20 protein-coding genes are annotated in these 22,028 nt (G+C 71.3%); 13 read left to right on the forward strand and 7 right to left on the reverse strand.

Annotation, left to right across the window (positions count from 1 at the left end):
• Window positions 1–480: 480 nt before the first annotated feature.
• From NBZ83_RS15795 to NBZ83_RS15805, 3 genes are read left to right on the forward strand one after another with little or no spacing between them, the layout of a single operon-like run.
• Window positions 481–1,143, forward strand: a complete 663-nt coding sequence (locus NBZ83_RS15795; protein ID WP_261557148.1) for a response regulator transcription factor — start codon at window positions 481–483, stop codon at window positions 1,141–1,143.
• Window position 1,144: 1 nt separating this feature from the next.
• Window positions 1,145–2,710 (forward strand): sensor histidine kinase, encoded by a 1,566-nt coding sequence (locus NBZ83_RS15800; protein ID WP_261565401.1) that lies wholly within the window; start codon window positions 1,145–1,147, stop codon window positions 2,708–2,710.
• Entirely contained in the window at window positions 2,707–3,642 is a 936-nt protein-coding gene (locus NBZ83_RS15805; protein WP_261565400.1) for a TAXI family TRAP transporter solute-binding subunit, read from the forward strand. The genes NBZ83_RS15800 and NBZ83_RS15805 overlap by 4 nt, the downstream gene beginning before the upstream one ends.
• On the opposite strand, the gene NBZ83_RS15810 is transcribed toward NBZ83_RS15805, so the two are convergent.
• Both NBZ83_RS15810 and NBZ83_RS15815 read right to left on the reverse strand, forming a co-directional pair.
• Complete coding sequence (locus NBZ83_RS15810) at window positions 3,639–4,445, reverse strand: ABC transporter permease (protein ID WP_261575281.1); 807 nt, start codon at window positions 4,443–4,445, stop codon at window positions 3,639–3,641. The two genes, NBZ83_RS15805 and NBZ83_RS15810, sit on opposite strands and share 4 nt — an antisense overlap.
• Entirely contained in the window at window positions 4,438–5,448 is a 1,011-nt protein-coding gene (locus tag NBZ83_RS15815; protein ID WP_261575282.1) for an ATP-binding cassette domain-containing protein, read from the reverse strand. Before NBZ83_RS15815 ends, NBZ83_RS15810 begins: the two co-directional genes overlap by 8 nt.
• Window positions 5,449–5,678: 230 nt before the next feature.
• Here NBZ83_RS15815 and NBZ83_RS15820 point away from each other — a divergent pair, with 230 nt between their 5' ends.
• Both NBZ83_RS15820 and NBZ83_RS15825 read left to right on the forward strand, forming a co-directional pair.
• Entirely contained in the window at window positions 5,679–6,413 is a 735-nt protein-coding gene (locus tag NBZ83_RS15820) for a TetR/AcrR family transcriptional regulator (RefSeq protein WP_261575283.1), read from the forward strand.
• Between the two features lie 147 nt (window positions 6,414–6,560).
• Window positions 6,561–7,202, forward strand: coding sequence for a DUF4143 domain-containing protein (locus NBZ83_RS15825; protein ID WP_261575284.1), 642 nt, complete (start codon window positions 6,561–6,563; stop codon window positions 7,200–7,202).
• A gap of 74 nt (window positions 7,203–7,276) precedes the next feature.
• Here NBZ83_RS15825 and NBZ83_RS15830 read toward each other — a convergent pair whose 3' ends face one another.
• Window positions 7,277–8,182 carry a Dyp-type peroxidase gene (locus NBZ83_RS15830; RefSeq protein ID WP_261575290.1) on the reverse strand — a complete coding sequence of 302 codons (906 nt, stop codon included), beginning with the start codon at window positions 8,180–8,182 and terminating at the stop codon, window positions 7,277–7,279.
• A gap of 342 nt (window positions 8,183–8,524) precedes the next feature.
• Window positions 8,525–9,991, reverse strand: a complete 1,467-nt coding sequence (locus tag NBZ83_RS15835) for a serine/threonine-protein kinase (RefSeq protein WP_261575285.1) — start codon at window positions 9,989–9,991, stop codon at window positions 8,525–8,527.
• A gap of 140 nt (window positions 9,992–10,131) precedes the next feature.
• Here NBZ83_RS15835 and NBZ83_RS15840 point away from each other — a divergent pair, with 140 nt between their 5' ends.
• On the forward strand, window positions 10,132–10,620 hold the full coding sequence (locus NBZ83_RS15840) for a pilus assembly protein TadG-related protein (RefSeq protein ID WP_261575286.1): 489 nt from the start codon (window positions 10,132–10,134) through the stop codon (window positions 10,618–10,620).
• On the opposite strand, the gene NBZ83_RS15845 is transcribed toward NBZ83_RS15840, so the two are convergent.
• Complete coding sequence (locus tag NBZ83_RS15845) at window positions 10,562–11,668, reverse strand: hypothetical protein (RefSeq protein ID WP_261565396.1); 1,107 nt, start codon at window positions 11,666–11,668, stop codon at window positions 10,562–10,564. The two genes, NBZ83_RS15840 and NBZ83_RS15845, sit on opposite strands and share 59 nt — an antisense overlap.
• A 790-nt stretch (window positions 11,669–12,458) precedes the next feature.
• Here NBZ83_RS15845 and prfB point away from each other — a divergent pair.
• The 4 genes from prfB to NBZ83_RS15865 all read left to right on the forward strand — a co-directional run bounded on the left by prfB (window position 12,459) and on the right by NBZ83_RS15865 (window position 17,539).
• Window positions 12,459–13,559, forward strand: a complete 1,101-nt coding sequence (prfB, locus tag NBZ83_RS15850; protein WP_261565395.1) for a peptide chain release factor 2 — start codon at window positions 12,459–12,461, stop codon at window positions 13,557–13,559.
• A 500-nt stretch (window positions 13,560–14,059) separates the two neighbouring features.
• Window positions 14,060–14,896, forward strand: coding sequence for a polysaccharide deacetylase family protein (locus NBZ83_RS15855; protein ID WP_261565394.1), 837 nt, complete (start codon window positions 14,060–14,062; stop codon window positions 14,894–14,896).
• A gap of 365 nt (window positions 14,897–15,261) precedes the next feature.
• A complete protein-coding gene (gene cobA, locus NBZ83_RS15860) occupies window positions 15,262–16,098 on the forward strand; it encodes a uroporphyrinogen-III C-methyltransferase (RefSeq protein WP_261575287.1) in 837 nt (278 codons plus the stop codon).
• 376 nt (window positions 16,099–16,474) lie between these two features.
• Window positions 16,475–17,539 carry a glycoside hydrolase family 26 protein gene (locus tag NBZ83_RS15865; RefSeq protein WP_261575291.1) on the forward strand — a complete coding sequence of 355 codons (1,065 nt, stop codon included), beginning with the start codon at window positions 16,475–16,477 and terminating at the stop codon, window positions 17,537–17,539.
• A 144-nt stretch (window positions 17,540–17,683) separates the two neighbouring features.
• On the opposite strand, the gene NBZ83_RS15870 is transcribed toward NBZ83_RS15865, so the two are convergent.
• Together NBZ83_RS15870 and NBZ83_RS15875 are read right to left on the reverse strand one after the other, a co-directional pair.
• On the reverse strand, window positions 17,684–18,841 hold the full coding sequence (locus NBZ83_RS15870; RefSeq protein WP_261575288.1) for a PQQ-dependent sugar dehydrogenase: 1,158 nt from the start codon (window positions 18,839–18,841) through the stop codon (window positions 17,684–17,686).
• Between the two features lie 152 nt (window positions 18,842–18,993).
• Complete coding sequence (locus NBZ83_RS15875) at window positions 18,994–19,179, reverse strand: hypothetical protein (RefSeq protein ID WP_261565390.1); 186 nt, start codon at window positions 19,177–19,179, stop codon at window positions 18,994–18,996.
• 388 nt (window positions 19,180–19,567) lie between these two features.
• On the opposite strand from NBZ83_RS15875, the gene ftsE reads away from it, so the two are divergent.
• From ftsE to smpB, 3 genes are all read left to right on the forward strand, one after another.
• Window positions 19,568–20,413, forward strand: a complete 846-nt coding sequence (ftsE, locus tag NBZ83_RS15880) for a cell division ATP-binding protein FtsE (RefSeq protein ID WP_261575289.1) — start codon at window positions 19,568–19,570, stop codon at window positions 20,411–20,413.
• Window positions 20,413–21,285, forward strand: a complete 873-nt coding sequence (gene ftsX / locus NBZ83_RS15885; RefSeq protein ID WP_261575292.1) for a permease-like cell division protein FtsX — start codon at window positions 20,413–20,415, stop codon at window positions 21,283–21,285. Before ftsE ends, ftsX begins: the two co-directional genes overlap by 1 nt.
• 150 nt (window positions 21,286–21,435) lie before the next feature.
• Window positions 21,436–21,915 (forward strand): SsrA-binding protein SmpB, encoded by a 480-nt coding sequence (gene smpB / locus NBZ83_RS15890; protein WP_261565388.1) that lies wholly within the window; start codon window positions 21,436–21,438, stop codon window positions 21,913–21,915.
• Window positions 21,916–22,028 lie beyond the last annotated feature (113 nt).

A 22,028-nucleotide genomic window follows, 5' to 3' on the forward strand; every position in this document is an offset into this window, starting at 1 on the left:
GGCGACTGGTCCGGACCACGGGGGACGCGGACGGTTACCGGCTCGGAATCGGCCTCGGACGAGGTGCGTACCTCGCCGGCCTGTTCGGGAACCGCGGGGAGGGCGCCCGACGGGTCCTCAGGTTCACGGTCGACGTGACCCCAGGAGCCGCATGGCGGCCGGTCGTCCCGGCGACACCGCAGGCAGGCCCCGACCCGCAACCGGTTACCTCCGGCCGCCGTCATCCCGCAAGGCGGTCGGGAGGCCGGCGGGCGATGTCGGGTGGGCGATGCCGGGCGGGTCCAGCGTCGTCGGCGCGGAATCGCCGAACGATCTGTCGTCGGGCCCGCTTCGCCGCCGAACGCCTCGAACAGGCCCGAACGTGCCGCCCAGAAGCCGTTCTCGGGCTACTACGGGGGGGCCTGCCTGCTGGTGTCGTTGCTGATCCACGTATCGATGGAGGAGACCTCACGAATCGGGGCTTGAAGATCGGGGCTGACAATGCGTGTGTTGCTGGTCGAGGACGACCACGGCGTCGGCGGCGCGATCAAGGACGTGCTGGACGCGCGCGGCCATCCGGTCGAATGGGTCACCCGGGGCGCGGACGCGCTGCTCCGCCATCGCAACGCTGACCTGCTGCTTCTTGACCTCGGGCTGCCGGACATCAGCGGGCTGGAGGTCCTGCGCCGGCTGCGCCGGCTCGCCGCCACACCGGTCCTTGTCCTGACCGCGATGGGCACGCACGAGCGCGACATCGTGCGCGGCCTGCGCCTCGGCGCCGACGACTACCTGATCAAACCGGTGCGGATGGACGAGCTGCTCGCCAGAATGGAGGCCATCCTGCGCCGCACCGAGCGCAGCAGTGCCACCCCGGTTGGGCGGGTGCAGGTGAATGACATCGCCATCGACCTGGACACCCATCTGGTGACGGTCGCCGGTGAGGAGGTCGTGCTGACGCGGATCGAGTTCGAGATTCTGGCCGTGCTCGCCCGCAAGGCGGGGGCGGCGGTCAGCCGCGAGCAGCTGCTCGACGAGGTGTGGGGCGACGCCTACGTGGCGGTGTCGCGGACGTTCGACGTGCACCTGTCGAAGCTGCGCAAGAAGCTCGGCCGACCGAGCCCGCTGCACAACATTCGCGGTTTCGGCTACCGGCTGGGCGACTGAGGTGCGCCGGCGACTGCTGATCGTGCTCATCGCGGCCGGTATCGGCGCGCTCGCCGCGTTCGCCGTCCCGCTGCTCTACACCACCTCCGCGGAGCGCACCGACCAGTTCGTCAGCCGGCGCACCGCCGACATCAACCGGTTCGCCGAGCTCGCGCTCACCGGCTCCGACCAGCTTGAACCGGAGATCGACGCGCACGCCGACCTCTACGGCGACGCCGTGGCCGTCGTCGACGCGGCGGGCCGGCCGATCGTCTCGCGCGGCGACCTCGGCGGCGGCGGGGACGTCGCGCAGGCGATCGACGCGGCGCTGCGCAACCAGCGCCAGGCCGGCCTGGCCGACATCCGGCCCTGGTCGTCCGGGCGGGTCCTGTTCGCCCGCCCGGTGGGCAACGGCGTCGAGGTCAGCGGCGCGGTGGTGCTGGTGTCGAGCCGGGGCCGGGCCGCGGCGGACGTCGGGCGAGTGTGGGGGCATGTCCTGCTCGGCGTGCTCGCCGTCGCCGCGCTGTCGGTGACGGTGATCCTGCTGATCGTCCGCTGGGTGCTGCGGCCCATCACCCAGCTCGAACACGGGCTGCGGGCGGTCGGCAAGGGGGTGCTCGCGGCGCACGTGTCGCCGCAGCAGGGGCCGTCGGAGGTGCGCACGCTGCTCGCCTCGTTCAACCGGATGTCGGACGCGGTCGCCGACTCGGCGCGCCGCCAGCGGGCGCTCATCGACGACACCTCCCACCAGCTGCGCAACCCGCTGATGGCGATGCGGCTGCGGATGGACATGCTGGCCGGCTCGCTGCCCGACGATGCGCGTGACACCTACGCCTCCATGGTCGCCCAGGCCGGGCGGCTGCAGGTCCTGCTCGACGGCATGCGCGCACTCGCCGTCGCGGACGCGGCGGCCACCGAACTCGCCGCCCATCCCGCGACCCCGTCGGCCTGCGACGCGAGCGCGACGGTGCTCGAGCGGATCGACTTCTGGCTGCCCGCCGCCACCGCCCGCGACGTGACGTTGGTCGATCGCGTCCCGGCGGAACCCATCCCACTGCTATGCGCCGACACGGACCTGGAGCAGATCGTCGACGTGCTGATCGACAACGCCATCAAGTACGCCCCGGGCAGCACGGTGACCGTGACGGTGACCGCCCGCTGGCCCTCGGGCCGAGGCCGGGTGACCGTGACCGATGACGGCGTCGGCGTGCCGCCCGGCGAGCTGCCGCGCCTGACCGAACGGTTCCACCGCGGCAACCATGATCTCTCCGGGTCCGGGCTGGGCCTGGCGATCGCCGAGCGGCTGGTGACGAACAACGGCGGGCGGCTCATCCTGGAGACGGTGACGCCGCACGGGCTGTCCGTCTCCGCCGAACTGCCCGCCGGGGAACGGCCCACCCCGCCGGCGGGGAACACCATGCCGGCGGGCACGCCGGCCGACGGTGGGCGCGGCTCGGGGCTCCCCGGCCTGACACGACCGGGCCGGACCGACACGACGCCGACGATCATGCTGCCTGGATATCGGCGGCGTCTGGCCCGGCGCCGCGATGATCCGGCGCGGGCCCCGATCCGCGGAGCCTCCCAGTGACTGCCTCCCGCCGCGCCGCGCTGCTCGGTGCCCTGGCGGTCGGGGCCACGGCCGTCACCGTCGCCGCCGCCGGTGGCTGCTCGCAGGACGATCCCACGGTCTCGATCGCGGCCGGGGAGCCCGACGGCTTCTACATCGAGTTCGCGAACCTGCTCCGACCGCTGCTGCATGCCCAGGTGGTCCCCACACTCGGCAGCGTGCAGAACATCCGCAGCGTTTCGGCCGGCACGGCGGACCTCGGGCTCGCTCTCGCCGACGCCCTCGATGCGGCGCAGAGGGGCTCGCCCACCTTCGGCCAGCCCGTGCGGCTCTACGCGCTCGGCCGGGTCTACGAGAACTACATGCAGCTCGTCGTGCGGGCGGACAGCCCGGTGCGGAGCCTGCCGGATCTGGTCGGCCGGGCCGTGTCGCTGGGCGCGAACGGTTCCGGCGCCGCGCTGTTCGGCGAGCGCCTGTTCGCCACCGCGGGGGTGACGCTCGGCCAGGCCCGCCATCTGTCCCTCAAGGACGCGGTGGGCGCACTGCGCGACAACATGATCGACGCCATGCTCTGGTCGGGCGGGGTCCCGACGGAGGTGCTGGCCCAGGCGGACCGCCAGTGGGGCATCCGGCTGCTGGAGCTCGGCGCCTACGTCCCCGAGCTGCGCCGCCGCTACGGCCGGTACTACAACGAGGTGGCCCTGCCCGCCGGCACCTACCGGGCGGCGGGTGCCGTGCGTACGGTCGGTGTCCCGAACCTGCTGATCGCCGGGGCGGACTGCCCGGATCGGGTGGTCCGCAACACCGTCCGGGTCCTGGTCGAGCACGCCGGGCAGCTCGTGCCGAAACAGGCCCGCGGCACCCAGTACCTCGACGTCGGCAACCTCATCAACACCGAACCCCTGCCACTGCACCCGGCCGCCGTCGAAACCTACCGGGCGCTGCGCGGCTAGCCCCGGCGATTGAACAGCATCCCCGAGGCCGCGACCGACGCCGCGATGATGCCCAGGCTCCACAGCACCGCGTGCCAGGCGACGGAACCGACTGGCCCGCCGGTGAGGGTGGCGCGGGTCGTCTCCACCACGGTGTTCACCGGCTGATCGCGGGCGAAACCCCGCAGCCACGACGGCATCGTGTCGATCGGGACGAACGCGCTACTCGGGTAGGCCAGGAAGCTGACGAAGAAGGTGAACCCGTTCGCCGCCTCCGGCGAACCGGCGATGATCCCGATCGTCGCCGACAGCCAGGACAGCGCCAGCACGAACAGCGCCAGCACGCCCACGGCCGCCAGCCAGCCGCCGACGCCCGCCGACGGCCGGAAGCCGATCGCGAGGGCCACGGCGACCACCAGCGCGGTGGAGACGAGGTTGCGTGCCACGCTCGCCACCACGTGCCCCGTGATCAGCGCGGCGCCGGAGACGTCCATCGACCGGAACCGGTCGATCACCCCGGTGGTCAGGTCGCTGGACACGGTGACGGCGGTGGTCGCCGCCCCGAAGCCGGCGCAGACCAGCAGCACGCCGGGCACCACGTAGTCCACGTAGGCGATCCCGGTCCGCAGCGCCCCGCCGAACAGATACACGAACATCAGCATCAGCATGATCGGGAGCGCCAGAGCAGTGATCATCCCGTCGACGCTGCGTAGGGACAGCCGCAGGCTGCGGCCGATCATCGTCGTCACGTCGGCGGCGGCGTCGACGATCGCCGGCCGGGGTGCAGGACGGCGGGTCGCTTCGGCCAGGGCCAGCTCAGACATGTTCGCTCCTCTTCTCGGTGGCGCTCGGGTTCTCGGTGGCGATCGGGCGGACCTCGGCGGGCGCCGGGCGGGCGGTGAGGGCGAGGAAGACGTCGTCCAGGGTGGTGGTGTGCACGTCGAAGTGGGCGACGCGGTCGCGGCCGGCGTCGATCTCGTCGAGCAGGGCGCGCACATGGGCCGCCGTGCCGTCGGTGGCGATGCCGACGGTGCGCCGGGCGGGGTCGGCGGTGACGGCGCGCGGGCCGAGCTGGCGCACGAGCGTCGCGAACGCCTCGGGCCCGGCTGCGGCTGCCAGTTCCACGTCGAGGCGACGCCCGCCGACCTGCTCCTTGAGCTGCGCCGTGGTTCCCTCGGCGACCACCCGTCCGCCGTCGACGACCGCGATGTGGTCGGCCAGCCGGTCGGCCTCGTCCAGGTACTGGGTGGTGAGGAAGACGGTGACGCCGGTGGTGGCGAGCCCGGTGACGATCTCCCACATCGCCGCCCGGCTGCGCGGGTCCAGCCCGGTTGTGGGCTCGTCCAGAAAGATGATCTCCGGCTCGCCGACGAGGCTCGCCGCCAGGTCGAGCCGGCGGCGCATCCCGCCGGAGTAGGTCTCGACCCGGCGTCGCCCGGCCGCGGTCAGGTCGAACCGTTCGAGCAGCTCCGCGGCGCGGCGACGGGCCAGCTGCGGCGCCAGGTGCAGCAGCCGGCCCATCATCCGCAGGTTCTCCTCGCCAGTCTGTGCCTCGTCGAGGGCCGCGTACTGGCCGGTCAGGCTGATCCGCCGCCGGACCTCGCGGCGCTGCGTGCCGACGTCGTGGCCGGCGACCCGGACGTGGCCCGCGTCGGCGCGCGTCAGGGTGGCCAGAATCCGCACGGTCGTCGTCTTGCCCGCGCCGTTCGGGCCGAGCAGCGCGAACACGCCGCCGCGGGGCACCCGCAGGTCGACGTGGTCGAGCACGGAGGTCGAGCCGTAGGACTTGGCCAGCCCGACGGCCTCGATCGCCAGGTCAGTGGTCATCGTGAGGGAGCTCCTCGCCGTGAATCGAAACTGCGTACGCCATACGCTCTACTGCGTAGATGGTACGCAGATCTAGGATGGCGTCAACGGCGGCGAAGGACGGCTGTCGGATCTCTGACGCGGTCCCGGAGGCGACGATGGCCAGGAGCCCCGGATCGGGGAGCGGTCCGGCCGGCGTGCCCCCGGCCCCCGCAGCTGCGCCCACGGCGCCCGCCGGTAGCGGGCCGCAGGTGCCAGCGGCCTTCGCGCTGCCGCCTGCCGTCGAGATGCTCTGGGGGATTCGGGAGCGGCCGAGCCGCGGTCCCCGCCGTGGGCTCAGCCTGGAGCGCATCGTGTCCGCCGCGGTCGGCGTCGCGCAGGCCGACGGCATCGGCGCGGTATCGATGAGCCGGGTCGCCGCCGAGCTCGGCGCCGCGACGATGTCGCTCTACCGGTACGTCGCCGCCAAGGACGAGCTGCTGCTGCTGATGGTGGACGCCGCGATGGGCAGCCCGCCTGGCCCGTGCGAGCCAGACGACGGCTGGCGGGCGGGCCTGAGCCGCTGGGCGCGGGGCGCGCGGGCGGCGTATCAGCGCCATCCGTGGGCCCTGCGCATCCCGATCAGCACGCCGCCGCTCGGCCCGAACATGGTCGCCTGGATGGATGACGGCCTGCGCTGCCTGGCCCACACCCCGCTCACCGAGCAGCAGAAACTGTCCTCGGTGCTGCTGCTGAGCGGGTTCGTGCGCAACGAGGCGACGCTGTCCACCGACCTCAAGGCGGCGTCCGGCGGGGAGAAGATGATGCCGGGCTACGGCGCGCTGCTCTTGCGGCTCATCGATCCAGCCGTGTTCCCGTCGTTGCAGCGCGCGATCGAGTCCGGCTCGCTTGACGATGACGACGACATGGACGGCGAGTTCGACTTCGGGCTCGCCCGACTACTCGACGGCGTCGCGGTCCTTGTCGACGGTCTCGCCGCGCCCTGACCGACCGCGGCAGATGCGCCACGATCATGACGGCAGATGCGTCATGACCACGGCGGCAGATGCATCACGCGATCATGAAGAAGTGTGCTGGGAGCTGCACCAATGCTGCTATGATGATCAAATCTGAAGGGTCTCGATCTAGGCCGGGTGGGAGTGCTCGTGGAGCCGCGCCAGGTGAGCCTGGAGCTCTTCGGTCGGCACGCCGCCGCGCGGGTGTCCGCCGCGCTAGCGGACACCCGGGTCGTCGTCCTCAACGGCGCCCGCCAGGTCGGTAAGAGTACCCTCGCCCAGCTCACGGTGGACCCACGCGGCGATGCGAAGTCCTACTACCTGGACGAGGAGCCCGTGCGGGCCGCCGCGGCGGCGGACCCCACCGGCTTTCTTCATCACGAGGGCCTGCTACGGTGCGGCGCGCGATGCATCCGAGCGCACCCGTCGGCCCGCTTGTCGAGAACTTTCGTGCTTGGCGAGCTCGCCCGCCAGCTCAGCTGGTCAGAGGAACCGGTATCGCTGTTCCACTATCGTGACCGCGATCGCAACGAGGTCGACGCCGTCCTGGAGCGGGCCTCCGGCGAGATCGTCGGGATCGAGGTGAAAGCCGCGGAGACGGTGCGCGCCGAGGACTTTCGCGGCCTGCACCGACTCGCGTCCCAGACCGGCGACCGTTTCCACGCGGGCTATGTCCTCTACGCCGGCGCCGAGGTCCTGTCCTTCGGGCCATGCATGCGCGCCGCTCCGATCTCGGCGCTGTGGACGACCGCACCACCCGCGCCGTCGGACTGTTCCTGATCTCCGCATCCGCCAGACCGGGATAGCCGGAACCCGCCTGAGTCGGCCGTCCTCAGCCGTCCCAGCAGCCGTCCTCAGTCGTCTTCGTCGGGTGCGAACGCCGACAGGGCCGGCACCGACGGGATCAGGTAGTAGGCGCCGGTCACCGGGGTCGTGTAGTGGGTGAGGGCGTCACGCACGCCGTCGTCGTCGCCGGCCATCCGCCGCAGCATGATCTCGAGGCGCCGCTGCTCGCTGCTGAACCCGACGAACATGGTTCCGTGCTCGGTGACCGTGCCGAAGGCGGTGTTCCGGCGGAAGATCTTGAGCTCCTCGCCGTCCTCCTCGACGACCGTTCGGGAGACGTGTGAGGTGGCCGGCATGACCCCCTCGTCGAGCTCGACGCTGTCCACCTTGGTACGGCCGATCACCCGTTCCTGCTGCTCGACGGTGAGCGACTCGAAGCTGGCGGAGTCGTGACGCCACTGTTGGACGAGGACGACGCTGCTGCCGGCCCCCGCCCCGTCGGCGACCACGGCGACGGCGGGCGCCTCGAGCAGCGACGGGTTCTCCGTGCCGTCGATGAACCCGGTCAGGTCCCGGTCGTACTGGTACAGCCAGCCGGTGACCTCGGTGGCGACAGTCGCGATCTCGGCCAGCGCGTCGACGACGTCCCGTGCGTTGTTGAAGACCGCCGTGCGGTTACCGCCGGCGATCCAGAGCCAGGCGTCATGCTGGGTCGCGGGCATCGTGAAACCGTCGACGCCCACGATCGGCTCGGTGAAGCTCCGCGGGCCGGGCGGCATGCCGTCGGGCTCGACGCCAGCCCACAGCTCCGGCCGGAAGCCGACCACGAGGTTGACGCCGCCACCGGTCGACAACGGCCCGGTCAGGGCCGCGACCGCCTTCACCAGTTCATCGGCGGACGCGCCGTCCCGGAGGTCGAACTCCAGATAGCAGTGCTCCGGCGTACCGAGCCCGAAAATCCCCGACTGCGTCACCCAGCCCAGCCCTTCCCGTCTGGCGACCATCTGGCCGCATATCCGACCATCGCGACGCTACACAGCACCTGCCCGCGGGCAGGCGTGCTCCGGCCCCAGCATCAGCGATCATGGTGTCCCGCGGAACCGCGCCACGCAGGTGGCGCAGCCCCGTAGGAGCCCCTTCCCGTCCTGCTGTCACATTCCGTGATGTCTGACGGTGTGGTTGAGACGGGTCGCGACGTGGGCGATGGTTCGTGCGTCGGCGGCGGATGCAGGGGAGAGCGCCTACCTGTTCCTTCTGGTGGGTTCGGCGCCCGATTCGTCCCCCAGACTGACGAGCGGTTGCACTGGAGATGATTGTCAGACGTGGGGCCAGGCGGTGGCGTCGAGGGCCGCGGAGACGGCCGCGGGGGTGGCGTCCCGGAAGCGGGAGAGCCGGCAGACGGTGAGCACGCCGGTGCGGGCGTTGTACCGCGGCAGCGGCCAGATTCGTTCGTACTGGGAAGTCTGTAGCGGTATGTCGCCCTCCATCAGGGTGACGGCGAGTTTTCCGGCTACCACCCGGGCCGTGTCTATCCGGCTCCAGTGAACGGTGAAGTGATACCACCCGCGTTCCAGCGAGATCCGATCGGCATCGATCGTGAGATGTCCCGTGGGCTGCGCGGCCCGCCAGAACAACGCAAAGGCCGCGATGACCGGCACGGCGGCCGAGAGCAGATGCCAGGGATCCCAGAGGTTGAAATCGCCGCCGAGACCGGCCGGCACGATTCCGGAGACGAAAAGCAGGACCAGGCCCGCGGCGAGCAGAACGGCCCGTGAGATCCGCCGCTCGGGAAAGACCGTCGCACCCTCATCCGGCGGCGTCGCCTCGTGCAGCCGCTGCTCGGCCGTCACGTCCGGGACCCCCATCCCGCCGAGATCAGCCATCCCGTCGAGATCAGCCATCTCGTCGAGATCCGCGAGATGTTCCGCGGCGTCGAGGTCTCCCCGCGCGGCCGGGGCGGCGGCGTCGTCGAGGAACTCCCAGATCGCGGCGAGGGCCTGGTCGACGGTGGGCCGCGCGGCCGGGTCGGGCGCGAGCATCTGGTCGAACAGCGGGCCGAGCGGGCCGGACAGCGTGGTCGTTGCCGCGCGCCCGGGATGCTCCGACGAGGCCTCGGGCCAGGTCGCGGGGTCGAAGGGCGGCTGGCCCTCGACGGCGGTGAACAGCGTGACCCCGAGCGCGAACACGTCGGCGCCGGGCCGTGCGGCGTGTCCGGCCAGCACCTCCGGCGCGACGAATCCGGGCACGCCGAGAACTCCGGCGGTGACCCGTTGATCGGTCCTGCGCACCGCCGCCCCGAAATCGGTCAGCCGGGCCGAGCCGTCCGTGCCCAGCAGGATGTTCGCGGGGGTGACGTCGCGGTGCACGACGTCCGCCGCGTGCGTGGCCTGCAGGGCCTCCAGCACACACGTTCCGATCGCGGCGGTCTCGGTCAGCGCCAGCCGCCCCTCCCGGTCGAGCACCGCCCGCAACGTCCGGGACGGGTAATAGTCCATGACAATCCAGGGATCGTCATCTACATCCCGGACGACATCGAGGGTCGTGACCACATGTGGGCATTTCCGCAGCGCGGCGGAGATCTGGCATTCTCGGTCCAGGCGGGCCTCGATCTCGTCCCGTTCGGCCTCGGACAGATCGGCCGGGCATCGAATTTCCTTCAACGTGACGTCGGCCCGCAGCCTTTCATCGAATGCCCGCCACACGGTCCCGAATCCGCCGCGGCCGAGTATCTCGACCAGCCGGAAACGCTCTGCGACGAGCGTCCCGGGCGACCCTTCAGCCATGATCCTTCGTCCCCCGAGGGAGTATGTGCACCGCATGATCCGTACGTGGCGCATTCTCCTATAATGCGAGGACGCCGGGCGGCGGATCGGCGAAGGACGCCGGTGTGGGGTGCCCGGCGATCCCGGACGGGGAGAAGTGCATGCCTGGTGACCTGCGGCGGAACCCGGCGACCGGCGGTCGGGCCGCGGCCGACGGCGCCGACGGCGCCGACGGCGGGACGATTCTGATCCTTACGCTCGGCTATCTGATGGTCGCCGCGATGCTCGTCGTCGTCGTGACCGACGTGTCCGCCGTCTACCTGGCCCGCCGCTCGGTCGCCTCGGCCGCGGACGGCGCGGCGCTCGCGGCCGCACAGCGCATCGACGAGAACGCGATCTACACGGCGACGGCCGCCTTCGAGGAGCTCCCGCTGGCGGACATCAACGCGACCGTCGAGCAGTACCAGCAGCAGGCCGACCCGAGCGGTCGCACGACCCTCACCTCCAGCCTCGTCGACGCGACGACGGTGGAGGTGGAGGGGTCACGCACGGTCAACCTGCCGGTCGTGGGCTACCTCGGGGTCGGGCCGGTCACAGTGCGAGCCGGGGCACAGGCACAGTCGGTGGTCCGCCAGCCCGCTGCACCATGACGCCGATCGGACCGGGGACGCCGAAGCGCGCCGCCGGCCGTTGCGGGCCCGACTCGGCCTCCCAGCTCTCGTGCAGCCAGGGCGTGGTGGCGTCGACGAGATCGTCCAGGCCCTGCCCGGTGCGCAGATCGGCCAGGTCCGACACGTCGCGCACGAGCCGGGCCAGCCACTGCGCGGGCCGTGCGGCGGACAGGGCGACCGCCTGGCCGGCGTAGGAGGCCGCCTCCTCCCGGTCGGGGATCTCCCGGGCGAGGGCGGCGCGGGCCTGCGCCATCCGTACCGAGACCACCATGCCGGTCCGGCCGGATCCGGCGATGAGCGTCTCGGCCCGCTCCAGGTGCGGCGTGGCCTCGTCCGCGGCGCCGACGGTGGTCAGCGCCTCGGCACAGGCCAGTGCGAGGTCCGCCGGGGAGTAGGTCTCCAGGGCGAAGCCGGGGGAGCCGAAGTCGTCGTCGCCGAGGCGTTCCATCGTCTGCCAGGCGCGGGCGACCGCGTCGCGCACCCCGGGGGTGTCGCCGGTGGCCGCGCACGCACTCGTGACGACCTTGCCGGCGATGAGCGCGCGGGTGGGGCTGATCCCGGCGATCCGCGCGGCCACCCCGGCGATCTGCAGGGCGACCGCGGGGCTGTGCGGGCGGACCATCCGTGCGCGCAGCGCCAGCGCCCGCGCGGCGAGTGGCCCGTCGCCGGCGGCGCGGGCGAGGGTGGCGGCCCGGTCCGCCCGGGCGGCGGCGTCGGTGTGCTGGCCACGGTCGTATGCCACGGCCGCGGCGGCGGTCGTCACGGCGGCGTGCAGGCGCATCCAGTCCAGGGCGGCCCGCCCGCGTAGCCGGTGCTCGCCGGGCACCGTCCTGCTGGTGCGTTCGAGGGGGACCAGGGCTGCGGCCGTCGCGCTGAGATCGGTGGTCTCGTAGGCGTCCACCGCGGCGTTCAACGCGGCGGCGCAGGCGTCGTGCAATCCGGAGGCGTCGCCGCCCAGGCTCATTGAGCCCACCGCCGCGAGGCCGGTGGCGACCAGCACGGACCGCCGGTTCGAGACTTCGGACACGATGGCACCCTTCGTGCTCGGGTGGGGGTGATCGCTGCGCCGTCTGCCTGTCGGCGGAGCGCGACGGGACGGTGACTCGCCAGGTCTAAGTGCGAGCCTCGGTCGGTCGGATGACAGAGCTGGGTCCCCATGGCGGCCTCCCTCGCTTTTCCTGACAAGCGGCCCGGCACTGACTGTTCAACCCACTCCGGCCGGTATTAATCGTGTGTCCGTGTCCGTTGGTCTCCCGGCCATGGCCTGGTGGCGGCCCGGTGGCCGATCGATGGCCGACGGGACCACGCTGCCCCGCGGAACCATGTGTCCATCGAATTCGGCGGCGAAGCGCCACGATCAAAGATATCGTTCGGCGGTCACAAACGCGCGGGTTCGTGTGCGCTCGGCGATGTGGGACAGATCTCTCCGTGGATTGGGGCCGACCGGCATCCCGTCGGTGGCCCGCTCAGGTAAGCGGTGTGGCTACCGTCCGGATTGTCCGCGGTGCGGGTGTCGGTTGGCCGGATATTCACGAGTCTGCATCCCGCGTTTCAGGCTGATGTCGTGATGCCATTGAATGTTTCATCGGTATGGCTTTTCACGACCGCCGCCCGGTGTCGGCGCGACAGGCGTGGGCGGTGCAGGATGCCTCCGACCGCCGTATACGGCGGTCGGTTGGTTCGTGGGCGGACGATCTCGCGGCGTGCCGGCCGGTCCCGGGCCGGGGGACCCCCGACCCGACCACCGTGCTCCGCCTGGACCCGGCCAAGATCAGTCCTGCCCGTGGTCGCCGGGTGGCGCCGGTAAGGTGAACACCATGGCCGTCGACCTGTCCGAGGAGATCAAGCAGCTCGATGCCACGCTGAGCGGCATCGAGTCCGTTCTCGACGTGGAGGGGTTGCGCCGTCGCGCCGAGGAGCTGGAGCGGCAGGCCGCGGACCCCGACCTGTGGTCCGACCAGGACCGGGCGCAGGTCGTCACCCGGCGCCTGTCGTCGACCCGCGGCGACATCTCCCGCGTGGAGGGGCTGCGCCGCCGGCTCGACGACATGGCCGCCGCCGCGGATCTCGGCGACGACGACCTGCTCGCCGAGGCCGCGTCCGACCTGCCTGCGCTGAGCGCCGACATCTCGGCACTCGAGGTGCGCACCCTGCTGTCCGGCGAGTTCGACGAGCGGGACGCGATCGTGCAGCTCTCCGCGGGCGCCGGGGGCGTCGACGCGGCCGACTGGACGGCGATGCTGCTGCGGATGTACCTGCGCTGGGCCGAGCGCCACGGTTATCCCACCGAGGTCTTCGACACCTCCGAGGCGGAGGAGGCGGGGCTGAAGTCCGCCACCTTCCAGATCAAGGCTGCCTACGCTTACGGGACGCTGCGCAGCGAACACGGGGTGCACCGGCTCGTGCGCATCTCGCCGTTCGACAACCAGAACCGGCGGCAGACCTCCTTCGCCGGCGTCGAGGTGACCCCGGTCGTCGAGCTGTCCGACCACGTCGACATCGACGACAAGGACCTGCGGATCGACATCTTCCGGTCATCCGGCCCAGGCGGCCAGGGGGTCAACACGACCGACTCGGCGGTCCGTATCACCCATCTGTCTACCGGCATCGTGGTGACCTGCCAGAACGAGCGCAGCCAGCTTCAGAACAAGGCCGCCGCGATGATCGTGCTGCAGGCGAAGCTCCTGGAGCGTCGCCGTGCCGAGGAGGCCGCGGCGAAGCAGCGCATCACCGGGGGGCCTCAGGACGTCTCCTTCGGATCACAGATCCGCAATTACGTCCTGCATCCCTACCAGCTGGTGAAGGACCTGCGCACCGACACCGAGACCTCGAATACCGGCGGCGTTCTCGACGGTGAGATCGACGATTTCATCGATGCCGAGATCCGCTGGCGGCGGGCCGCCGAAAATCAGGCGTGAGAATATTCGCGCAGTCGGCCGGTGTTGTTCCCCGCTTACCGGTCGTTCCTTCTCCGGAGATGATCCATCCGTGTTCCCCTGGTTTACCGGATGGTTTTGAATTCGCCCGTGTCTGTAATGAACATCCGATGAAATGGCAGTGATCCGGCCGGCCGCCTGATCCAGGCCGGGCTGCGAGTTGGGTCGGGACCGCGCAGACCACCCTCGGGTGACGTCTCCGGCGGATCTCCCGATGCCATTGGCACGCCCGGTATGCGCGTGTAGAGTCCCGGGTAGTTCGCGGACCGTTCGATGTTTTAGTTTCGGCCTCCTGGGCTGGTTCGCGCACTACTTCACCCGATGGGATGTTCGCCCGTGTCACCTGTTCGTCCACGATTGCGCACCGTCGTCGCGGAGGGAGTACGGCCTGTGTCCCTGCAGATGAATGCACACAGGTATATGCACGGAAATGTCCGGCCCGATCCGGGTGTGACGCGGGTCGGCGCGGGTACGGGAACGAGGTGACCACCCTGGCGACCGCGCTGCCCGGTGCCGCCTCCGGTGTGCTGGACGAGGCGCCCCCGATGCCCCTGCCCGTCCTCATGTACCACAGCGTGGGTGACTCTGTGAGCGCCGACTTTCGGCGCTGGGAGGTCCCACCGAGCGTGTTCGCCGAGCAGCTCGGGGCCCTCGCGGCCGGCGGCTACCATCTCACCGGGCTGACCGACGCGCTCCGCCACCCGCATCGCCGGCAGGTGGCCATCACCTTCGACGACGGCTTCGAGGACTTCCTGACCACGGCGCTGCCGGCCCTGCAGACGGCCGGCGCCAGTGCCACCCTGTACATCCCGACCGCCTACCCCGGCCGGCGCGCCACCTGGCTGGACGGCTACAGCGAGCGAAATCTTCCGTTGCTGGACTGGTCCGATCTGGCCGACCTCGCGGGAGAGGGGATCGAACTGGGCTCGCACGGTCATCGCCATCTGGAACTGGACGTAGTACCGACGGCCCTCGCCCGCTATGACGTGACCGCCAGCCGGCGCATGATCGAGGAAAAGACCGGACGTAGTCCGGACAGTTTTTCCTATCCTTTTGGGTACCACTGCGCGTCGGTCCGGCACGTGGTCGCGGCGGCCGGTTTCGACTCGGCCTGCGAGGTCGGTTACCGGCTGCACCAGCCGACGCAGTCCCGTTTCGGCATCAGCCGGCTGGTGGTGGACCGGGCGGCCGGGGCCGCCGACATCCTGCGGCTGGTAACCCAGGGGCACCGCGACGCGCTCACGAGCGCCCGGCGCGGGTTGCGGTCCGGCTGGCGGGCATATCGCGCGGCGCGCTGGAGGCTTGGCCGGGAGGGCTGATCGCCGAACCGGTCCGGCGCGGCGCGGTCCGGCGCGGCGCGGAACATGCTCGTGTGGATGCGGGCGGCATTTTCCGATGCCGTCGTATGACGTCGAATGCCGGCGTCCGGTGAACGGCGAAAACCCATTCGGGCGCGGTCGGAATGTTTCCTCTGCCTGAGCACGCCGAGCACCGCCGCGGCGTGGCCCGCCGGACTGCCTGAGCGCGTCCGCCCGGCTGGCGTGATCCGCCCCGAACGGGCTGGTCAGGCCGCACACTGGAGAAGTCGTCGCGGCCGGGACTCGCGCGGCTGGGTGGCATGGACAGGTTCGGCGGGGGCTGCGGACCGGCAGCTGCGCCGGTGACGGACGGCGGTGGGAGACGGATGCGGACGACGGATGCGCGGGTGGCGATGGAGGTGACCGGCGTGGAGAGACCCCCGGGGGGTTGGGTGGCCCTCGTCGGCGGCGGGCCCGGACGCGCGGACCTCATCACCGTGCGCGGCCTGCGCCTGCTGCGGATCGCAGACGTCGTGCTGGTCGACCGCCTCGCCCCCCGCGAGCTGCTGGCCGACACCCGGCCCGGCGCCGAGATCATCGACGCGGGCAAGGCGCCGCACGGCCACAACCTGACCCAGGACGAGATCAACGCGGTGATCGTCGACCGTGGCCTGCGCGGCCTCGGCGTCGTGCGGCTCAAGGGCGGAGACCCGTTCGTCTTCGGCCGCGGCGGCGAGGAGGCCTTGGCCTGCGCTGCGGCCGGGTTGCCGTGCGAGATTGTTCCCGGGGTGACGAGTGCGGTCGCCGTCCCGGCGCTCGTCGGCATCCCGGTCACCCACCGTGGCATCACCCAGGACGTGGCCATCGTCAGCGGGCACGTCGACCCCTCCCACCCCGGCTCCACCGTCGACTGGGACGCCCTGGCCACGGGACCGGGCACGGTCGTCGTACTGATGGGTGTCGCGGCGCTGGCGGGGATCAGCCGAGAGCTGGTCAAGCGCGGCCGGCGCCCGGACACACCGACCGCGGTCATCCACGCCGGGGGCACCGCCGACGAGGTCGTCCTCACCGGCCCGCTGTCGGACATCGCGGAGCTGGCCGCCGAGGCCGGCATCGGCTCGCCCGCCGTCATCGTCGTGGGCGACGTGGTGCGCCTGCGCGACCAGATCGCGGGCGCTCCGTCTGCCCGGCGCGCCCCGGACATACCCGATCGGCGTGGCTGAGCCGCGCCGAATGCTGGCCATACCCGTCCGATCTCGTCCCGCGCTGTTCATCGTGGTGGGCACGCGGGCCCGACAACCCTGGCGCAATCCCCGGGGCTTGCACCTCCCGGCTGGCGCACGGAGCTGACCGTCCCCTCGGTCGGCGCGCCGGTCGAGGGGACGGGGGCGAGGGCGGTACATGTCTGCGCTCGGTGCCCCGCCGTGCAGGGGCCATCGCCGAGGACCCGGAATGAACAAGAATCCACCCTTACGTTAGGGTCGATCTTTCGGCGTGGCTTTGCGGAGGCGCGGCCGGGAGAATGCGGGCTGCTGCAGATCAAGGGGGATGTTCGGCCTTGGGGATCTCATGGGGGACCGTCGGATGATCGTCCGCGTGATGTTCTCCCGTCTGGGAGGAGGTCCCTGGTCCCGGATCCTCCATGCCGAGTGGCAGGTGGTGTCGGTAGGCCGGCATCTCCGCGGGGGTGGCCGGCGTCCCCGCTCGCATCTCGTGTCGCTGCTGTTGCTGATCATCGGGCTGCTGGCCACAGGACTAGGGGCCTGTTCCAGCTCGCCGGAGCCGGAGCCGGCGGGAGTGCGCTGGGTATCTGGCACCAACGGCAACTACCCGGCCGACGTGAACGCCTGGGGTACGTTCACCGGCCGCGAGATCGGGGTTGCGATCGTCTTCACCAGCCGTAAGGACTGGCACAGTCTCGTCTCGGCGGACTGGCCGACGGCGGCCTTCGCCCGGGACAAGTTCCCCGGTGAACTGTCGATCGCGCAACCGCCATTCCCCGAGAACGGCGACGAGGCCACCTGTGCCAGTGGCGCCTACGACAGTTACTGGCGCACCTTCGGCGCCACGCTGACGAAGTTCGGTCGAGTCGACGCCTACGTCCGCCTCGGATGGGAGTTCAACGGCGCCTTCAACTACTGGCACGTGCGTAATGTCGAGACTTGGAAGACGTGCTTCCGTCGAACGGTGACCGCGATCCGGTCGACCGCACCGACAGTAAAAATCGACTGGAATATGAACGCCCATACCGACTCCCTGCCTGGGAGTGGGCAGGACGTGTGGGATGCCTATCCCGGCGACCAGTACGTCGACGTCGTCAGCATCGACTCGTACGACTTCTTTCCCCCGTCGATCGACGAGGAAAGCTGGGACCGCCAGTGCCACCAGCGGTCAGGGCTGTGCACGGTGATCCAGTTCGCCCATGATCACGGCAAGAAGTTCGCCGTCCCGGAGTGGGGGGTGGCCTGGTCGAACGGCGGCGGGAAGGACAACCCCTTCTACGTCAGCAAGATGCATGAGATGTTCGTGGCAAATGCGGCGAATCTGGCCTACGAGGCCTACTACAACACCTCCGAGCCGGCGAACGTCCTGTCATCGCTGTACAAACCGGACCTGAACCCAAAATCCTCGAAGCGCTACATGGAGCTGTTCGGCGCCCGCTGACCCTCGGCTCCGCGACGAACGGTCCCGGCTTCACCGTGCAGGCAGCCTGAAACGTCTCCGCCCGCCTTGGACGAGCACATTCTTCCACCACCTCTGCTGGGGGCAGCCGTGTCGGCGCCGCCTGCTCGGCGATGCCGCGGGCGGCTAGCGCAGGGCGATGATGCGGTCGTCGCCCTGCCTGAGGGTGCCACGTCCGTCGGTGTTGTTGGTCAGTAGCCACACCGAGCCGTCCGGTGCGGCCACCGCGGCGCGCAGCCGGCCCAGCTCGCCGGTGAACAATGCCCGCGGCCGGCCCCGCACGGCCGCCCCGGCCAGGTCGAGCTCCCATAACCGCTGCCCGCGCAGCGCCGCCACGTAGAGGACGTCGCCGCGGATCGCGATCCCGCTCGGGGAGGCCTCCGCCGTGCTCCAGGTGACCAGGGGGTTGCGCAACCGGCCGCCGTCGGTGTCGCCGCTGCCCTCGACGCCGGGCCAGCCGTAGTTCCCGCCCGCAACGATCAGGTTGATCTCGTCGAGCCGGTCCTGGCCGAATTCGGATGCCCACAGCCGGCCGTCGGAGTCCCAGGCCAGGCCCTGGACGTTGCGGTGTCCGAGGCTGTAGACGAGGGAGCCGGGGAACGGGTTGCCCGGCGGGACGCCCCCGTCGGGGCGCATCCGCAGGATCTTGCCGTTGAGACTCGTCCGGTCCTGCGCGCGCGAGCGCACCCCGGCGTCACCGACTCCCGCGTAGAGCAGGCCGTCGGGTCCGAACCGGATCCGGCCACCGTTGTGGACCGCGGCATCGGCGAGCCCGGTGAGAACAGGGGTGGGCGGCTCGGCGCGGTCACCGGCCAGCCGGAAACGCACGATCCGGTTGTCGGTGGCCGAGGTGTAGTAGGCGTAGACGAATCGGTCGGTCGCGAAGCTCGGGGAGACCGCGAGCCCCAGCAGCCCCGACTCGCCGTGGTGGACCACGCCGGGCAGCGTCGTCACTTCGGTCGCCCGCACCGCCCCGACCGGCAGCCGGAGGATCCGCCCGCTGTCGCGTTCGCTGATCAGTGCCTCGCCCGACGGCAGGAAGGCGACGTCCCACGGCGCGGCGAGCCCGGTGACCACAGTGCGCACCGCCGGTGAAGCGCGCACCGCCGGTGAAGCGCTCGGCGCAGCTGCGGCGGTGGGGGCGGAATCGCCGCCGCACGCGACCATCCCGAACCCGGCCACCGCGAGTGCGGTGGCGAGCAGGATCAGCCGGCGGGTCCGAGCCCGGCCGCCGCGGCGCCGGCTCTCCCACGCAGGGCGCCGGGCGAGCACGTGTGGGGACATCGGAGACGCTCCAGAACCGGCTGGAACCGGGCTTCGGCCGATTTTGTGCCCGGACTTCACCGACTGCCAACGTTCGACGCAGTTCTTGAGTGCCCGGCGCGCGTAGTCGCACGCACTGGCCGGAAGGTGGGCGCCGACGGCCGGCGCCGGGCTCAGGTGGCCTGGCGGACAGCGAGAGCGGCGAGCACCATGACGATCGCGATGATCGCGATGATCAGCTGCGGGGAGATCGTCGCGGAGTTTCGGCGGAGGTACTCGCGGGACGCGCGGCAGGTGGGGCACCGGCCCTCGATTACCAGCCCCGAGCAGCGCGCACAGACCAGGTCTTCGCTGCCCATGCCGCCTCCTTCCCGCCGCGGCACGCCGACCGCGGATCCGAGGGATCACTGCAGGTCCCTCCGGAGAACCCCGGCCGATCGCCGCGCCGGTCGTCCCCCGCCCGGTCGCCGGAACGAGATCCGGACGATCGACTGGCTCTTACGGTACGCCCGCGGGCGGCCCTTCGCCCTGCCCGCGAGCGTCGGATGTCTGCTGCCGCACGGCGCGTGTCGAACGGCCTGACCCCCGTGCGCGGCTTGGCGCCCGGTCTGGGCCGTCGGTTGCGGCCGGGCGGGATCCGGGTCGGCGCGGCTCGCCTTCGCGTGCCGCGTGGTCGGGCTCCGTCCACGTCCTACCATCTCCGTCACGGAATGTATGTGATCTGATGCTTGATGTGAGGAGGGTGTGGTGATCGTCCTGAGCTCGGTGAGCAAGTGGTACCCCAACGGCGCCCGGCCCGCCCTGATCGACGTCAGCGCCGAGATTGGCGCCGGAGAGTTCGTGTTCCTGGTGGGACCGTCCGGATCGGGCAAGTCGACGCTGCTGCGACTGCTCTTGCGGGAGGAACGTGCGACCAGCGGGCAGGTCATCGTCGCAGGCCGTGATGTCGCGCGGATCGCGGACCGGCGGGTCCCGCAGCTGCGCCGGATCGTTGGCTGCGTGTTCCAGGACTTCCGGCTGCTGCCGAACCGGACGGTGGCGGCCAATGTCGCGTTCGCCCTCGATGTGGTCGGGCGCCCCCGCCATGTCGTACGCAGCGTCGTCCCCGAGGTGCTGGAGCTGGTCGGGCTGGGGGAGAAGGCGGACCGCTATCCCGACGAGCTGTCCGGCGGCGAGCAGCAGCGGGTCGCGATCGCCCGGGCGTTCGTCGGCCGCCCGCGGGTGCTGCTGGCCGACGAGCCGACCGGGAACCTCGACCCGACCACCAGCATCGAGATCATGAGTCTGCTCGACGCCGTCCACCGCGCCGGCACGACCGTCATCATGGCGACCCACAACGCGTCCCTGGTCGACGCGATGCGGCGCCGGGTGCTCGAGCTGGGCGACGGCGCGCTGATCCGGGACGAGGCCGGTGGCCGCTACGACCAGACCGCGCCGCAACCCCTGCTGCCGTCCGTGTCCCCGCTGCCATCCGCGTCCCCGCTGCCATCCGCGTCCCCGCCGGTGGTGGTGCCCGCCCAACCGACCGGGACGGCGCCGGACGGGGAGCGCAGCCCGTGGGCGGCGCCGACGCGCAGCGGCCCGGTCGGCTGATGCGTCCGGGCCCGCTGGCCTCGCTGCTCTGGACCGGCCTGCGCCGCAACCTGGCGATGACCGGTGCAGTGATCGTCACCGTCACGATCTGCCTGGCGATGCTCGGCGCGGGCCTGCTGCTGCGGGCCCAGGTGCACACCATCGACGGCTTCCTGCTCGACCAGATCGAGGTCGTCGTCGACCTCTCCGACGGCATCACCCCCGCCGAGCGCTCCGCGCTGGAGGCCGAGATGCGCCGCGACCCGCTGATCGCCGACGTCCGCTACGAGACCAAGAAGCAGGTGTACGAGCGGTTCCGCCGGGACTTCCGGGGCTCGCCCGACGTCGTCGCCGGGGTCGGGCCCGAGGACCTGCCCGCGGCCCTGCGGCTGACCCTCGCCGACCCTCGGGCGTCGCGCGACATCGTCGTCACCTACACGGGACTCGACGGAGTGGAGGCGGTGCGTGACCAGCGGGCCCTGCTCGATCCGCTGTACCGCTTTCTCGACGCCTTCACGGTCGGCGCCTTCACCCTGGCCGCGGTGCAGGCGCTCGCCTCCTTCGCGCTGATCTACACGATGATCCGGATCTCGGCACACGGCCGCCGCCGGGAGACGGCGATCATGAAGCTCGTCGGGGCGTCGAACGGGACGATCCGGGCGCCGTTCGTGCTGGAGAGCGCGGTCGCGGGTCTGGTCGGCGGCCTGCTCGCCGCCGGGGCACTGGTCGCGGCGAAGGTCTTCCTGGTGGACGGCCAGTTCGCGCGGCAGACGATGTTCCCGCTGTTCGGCTGGGCCGCGGTCTGGGAGTCGGCGGTCGTGGTCCTCGCCGCCGGCGTGCTGGCCGCCGCGGTGATGGCGTCGATCGCGCTGCGCCGGCACCTGCGCGTCTGAGCGGCCAGCATGATCGATACGGCCACCGCATGATCGATACAATGGTGGACGGCTGTGGCGTCCGATAACCGGTTGGGTGGGGGCGTCGGCAGGACGTAGGTTCGGGGACGTTCCGAGAGTGCGCGGCAAGTGGGAAGAGGGTTGCAGACGGTGCCGAGGGAGACGGGGCGCAAGTCGATCGCGCAGAACAAGCGCGCCCGGCATGACTACGACATCCTCGACACGTACGAGGCCGGGCTCGTGCTGCGCGGCACCGAGGTCAAGGCGCTGCGGGCCGGGCGGGCCTCCCTGGTCGACGGGTTCGCCCAGATCAGCGACGGCGAGATCTGGCTGCACAACGTGCACATCCCCGAGTACACCGAGGGCACCTGGACCAACCACGCCCCGCGGCGCAAGCGCAAGATGCTGCTGCACCGGGCCGAGATCGAGAAGTTGATCGGCAAGACCCAGGAGGGTGGCCTCACCCTGGTGCCGCTCGCCCTGTACTGGAAGGACGGCCGCGCCAAGATCGAGATTGCACTGGCTCGCGGCCGCAAGTCGTACGACAAGCGGCACGCCCTCGCCGAGCGGGACGTCGAGCGGGAGATCAGCCGGGAGATGGGCCGCCGCGTCAAGGGCCGCTACCGCTGAGCGGCCCCGACTCCGAGCGCCTAGCCCAGCTCGACGCCCTGCTGACCGCCGACGGCGGTGCGGTGCTCGCCGCCGCGGCCGCGGTCTACTCCGGCGGGGCCGGCGGCGAGCAC

Origin of the sequence: Frankia gtarii (assembly GCF_025403375.1) — a bacterium.
GTDB classification, from domain to species: domain Bacteria; phylum Actinomycetota; class Actinomycetes; order Frankiales; family Frankiaceae; genus Frankia; species Frankia gtarii.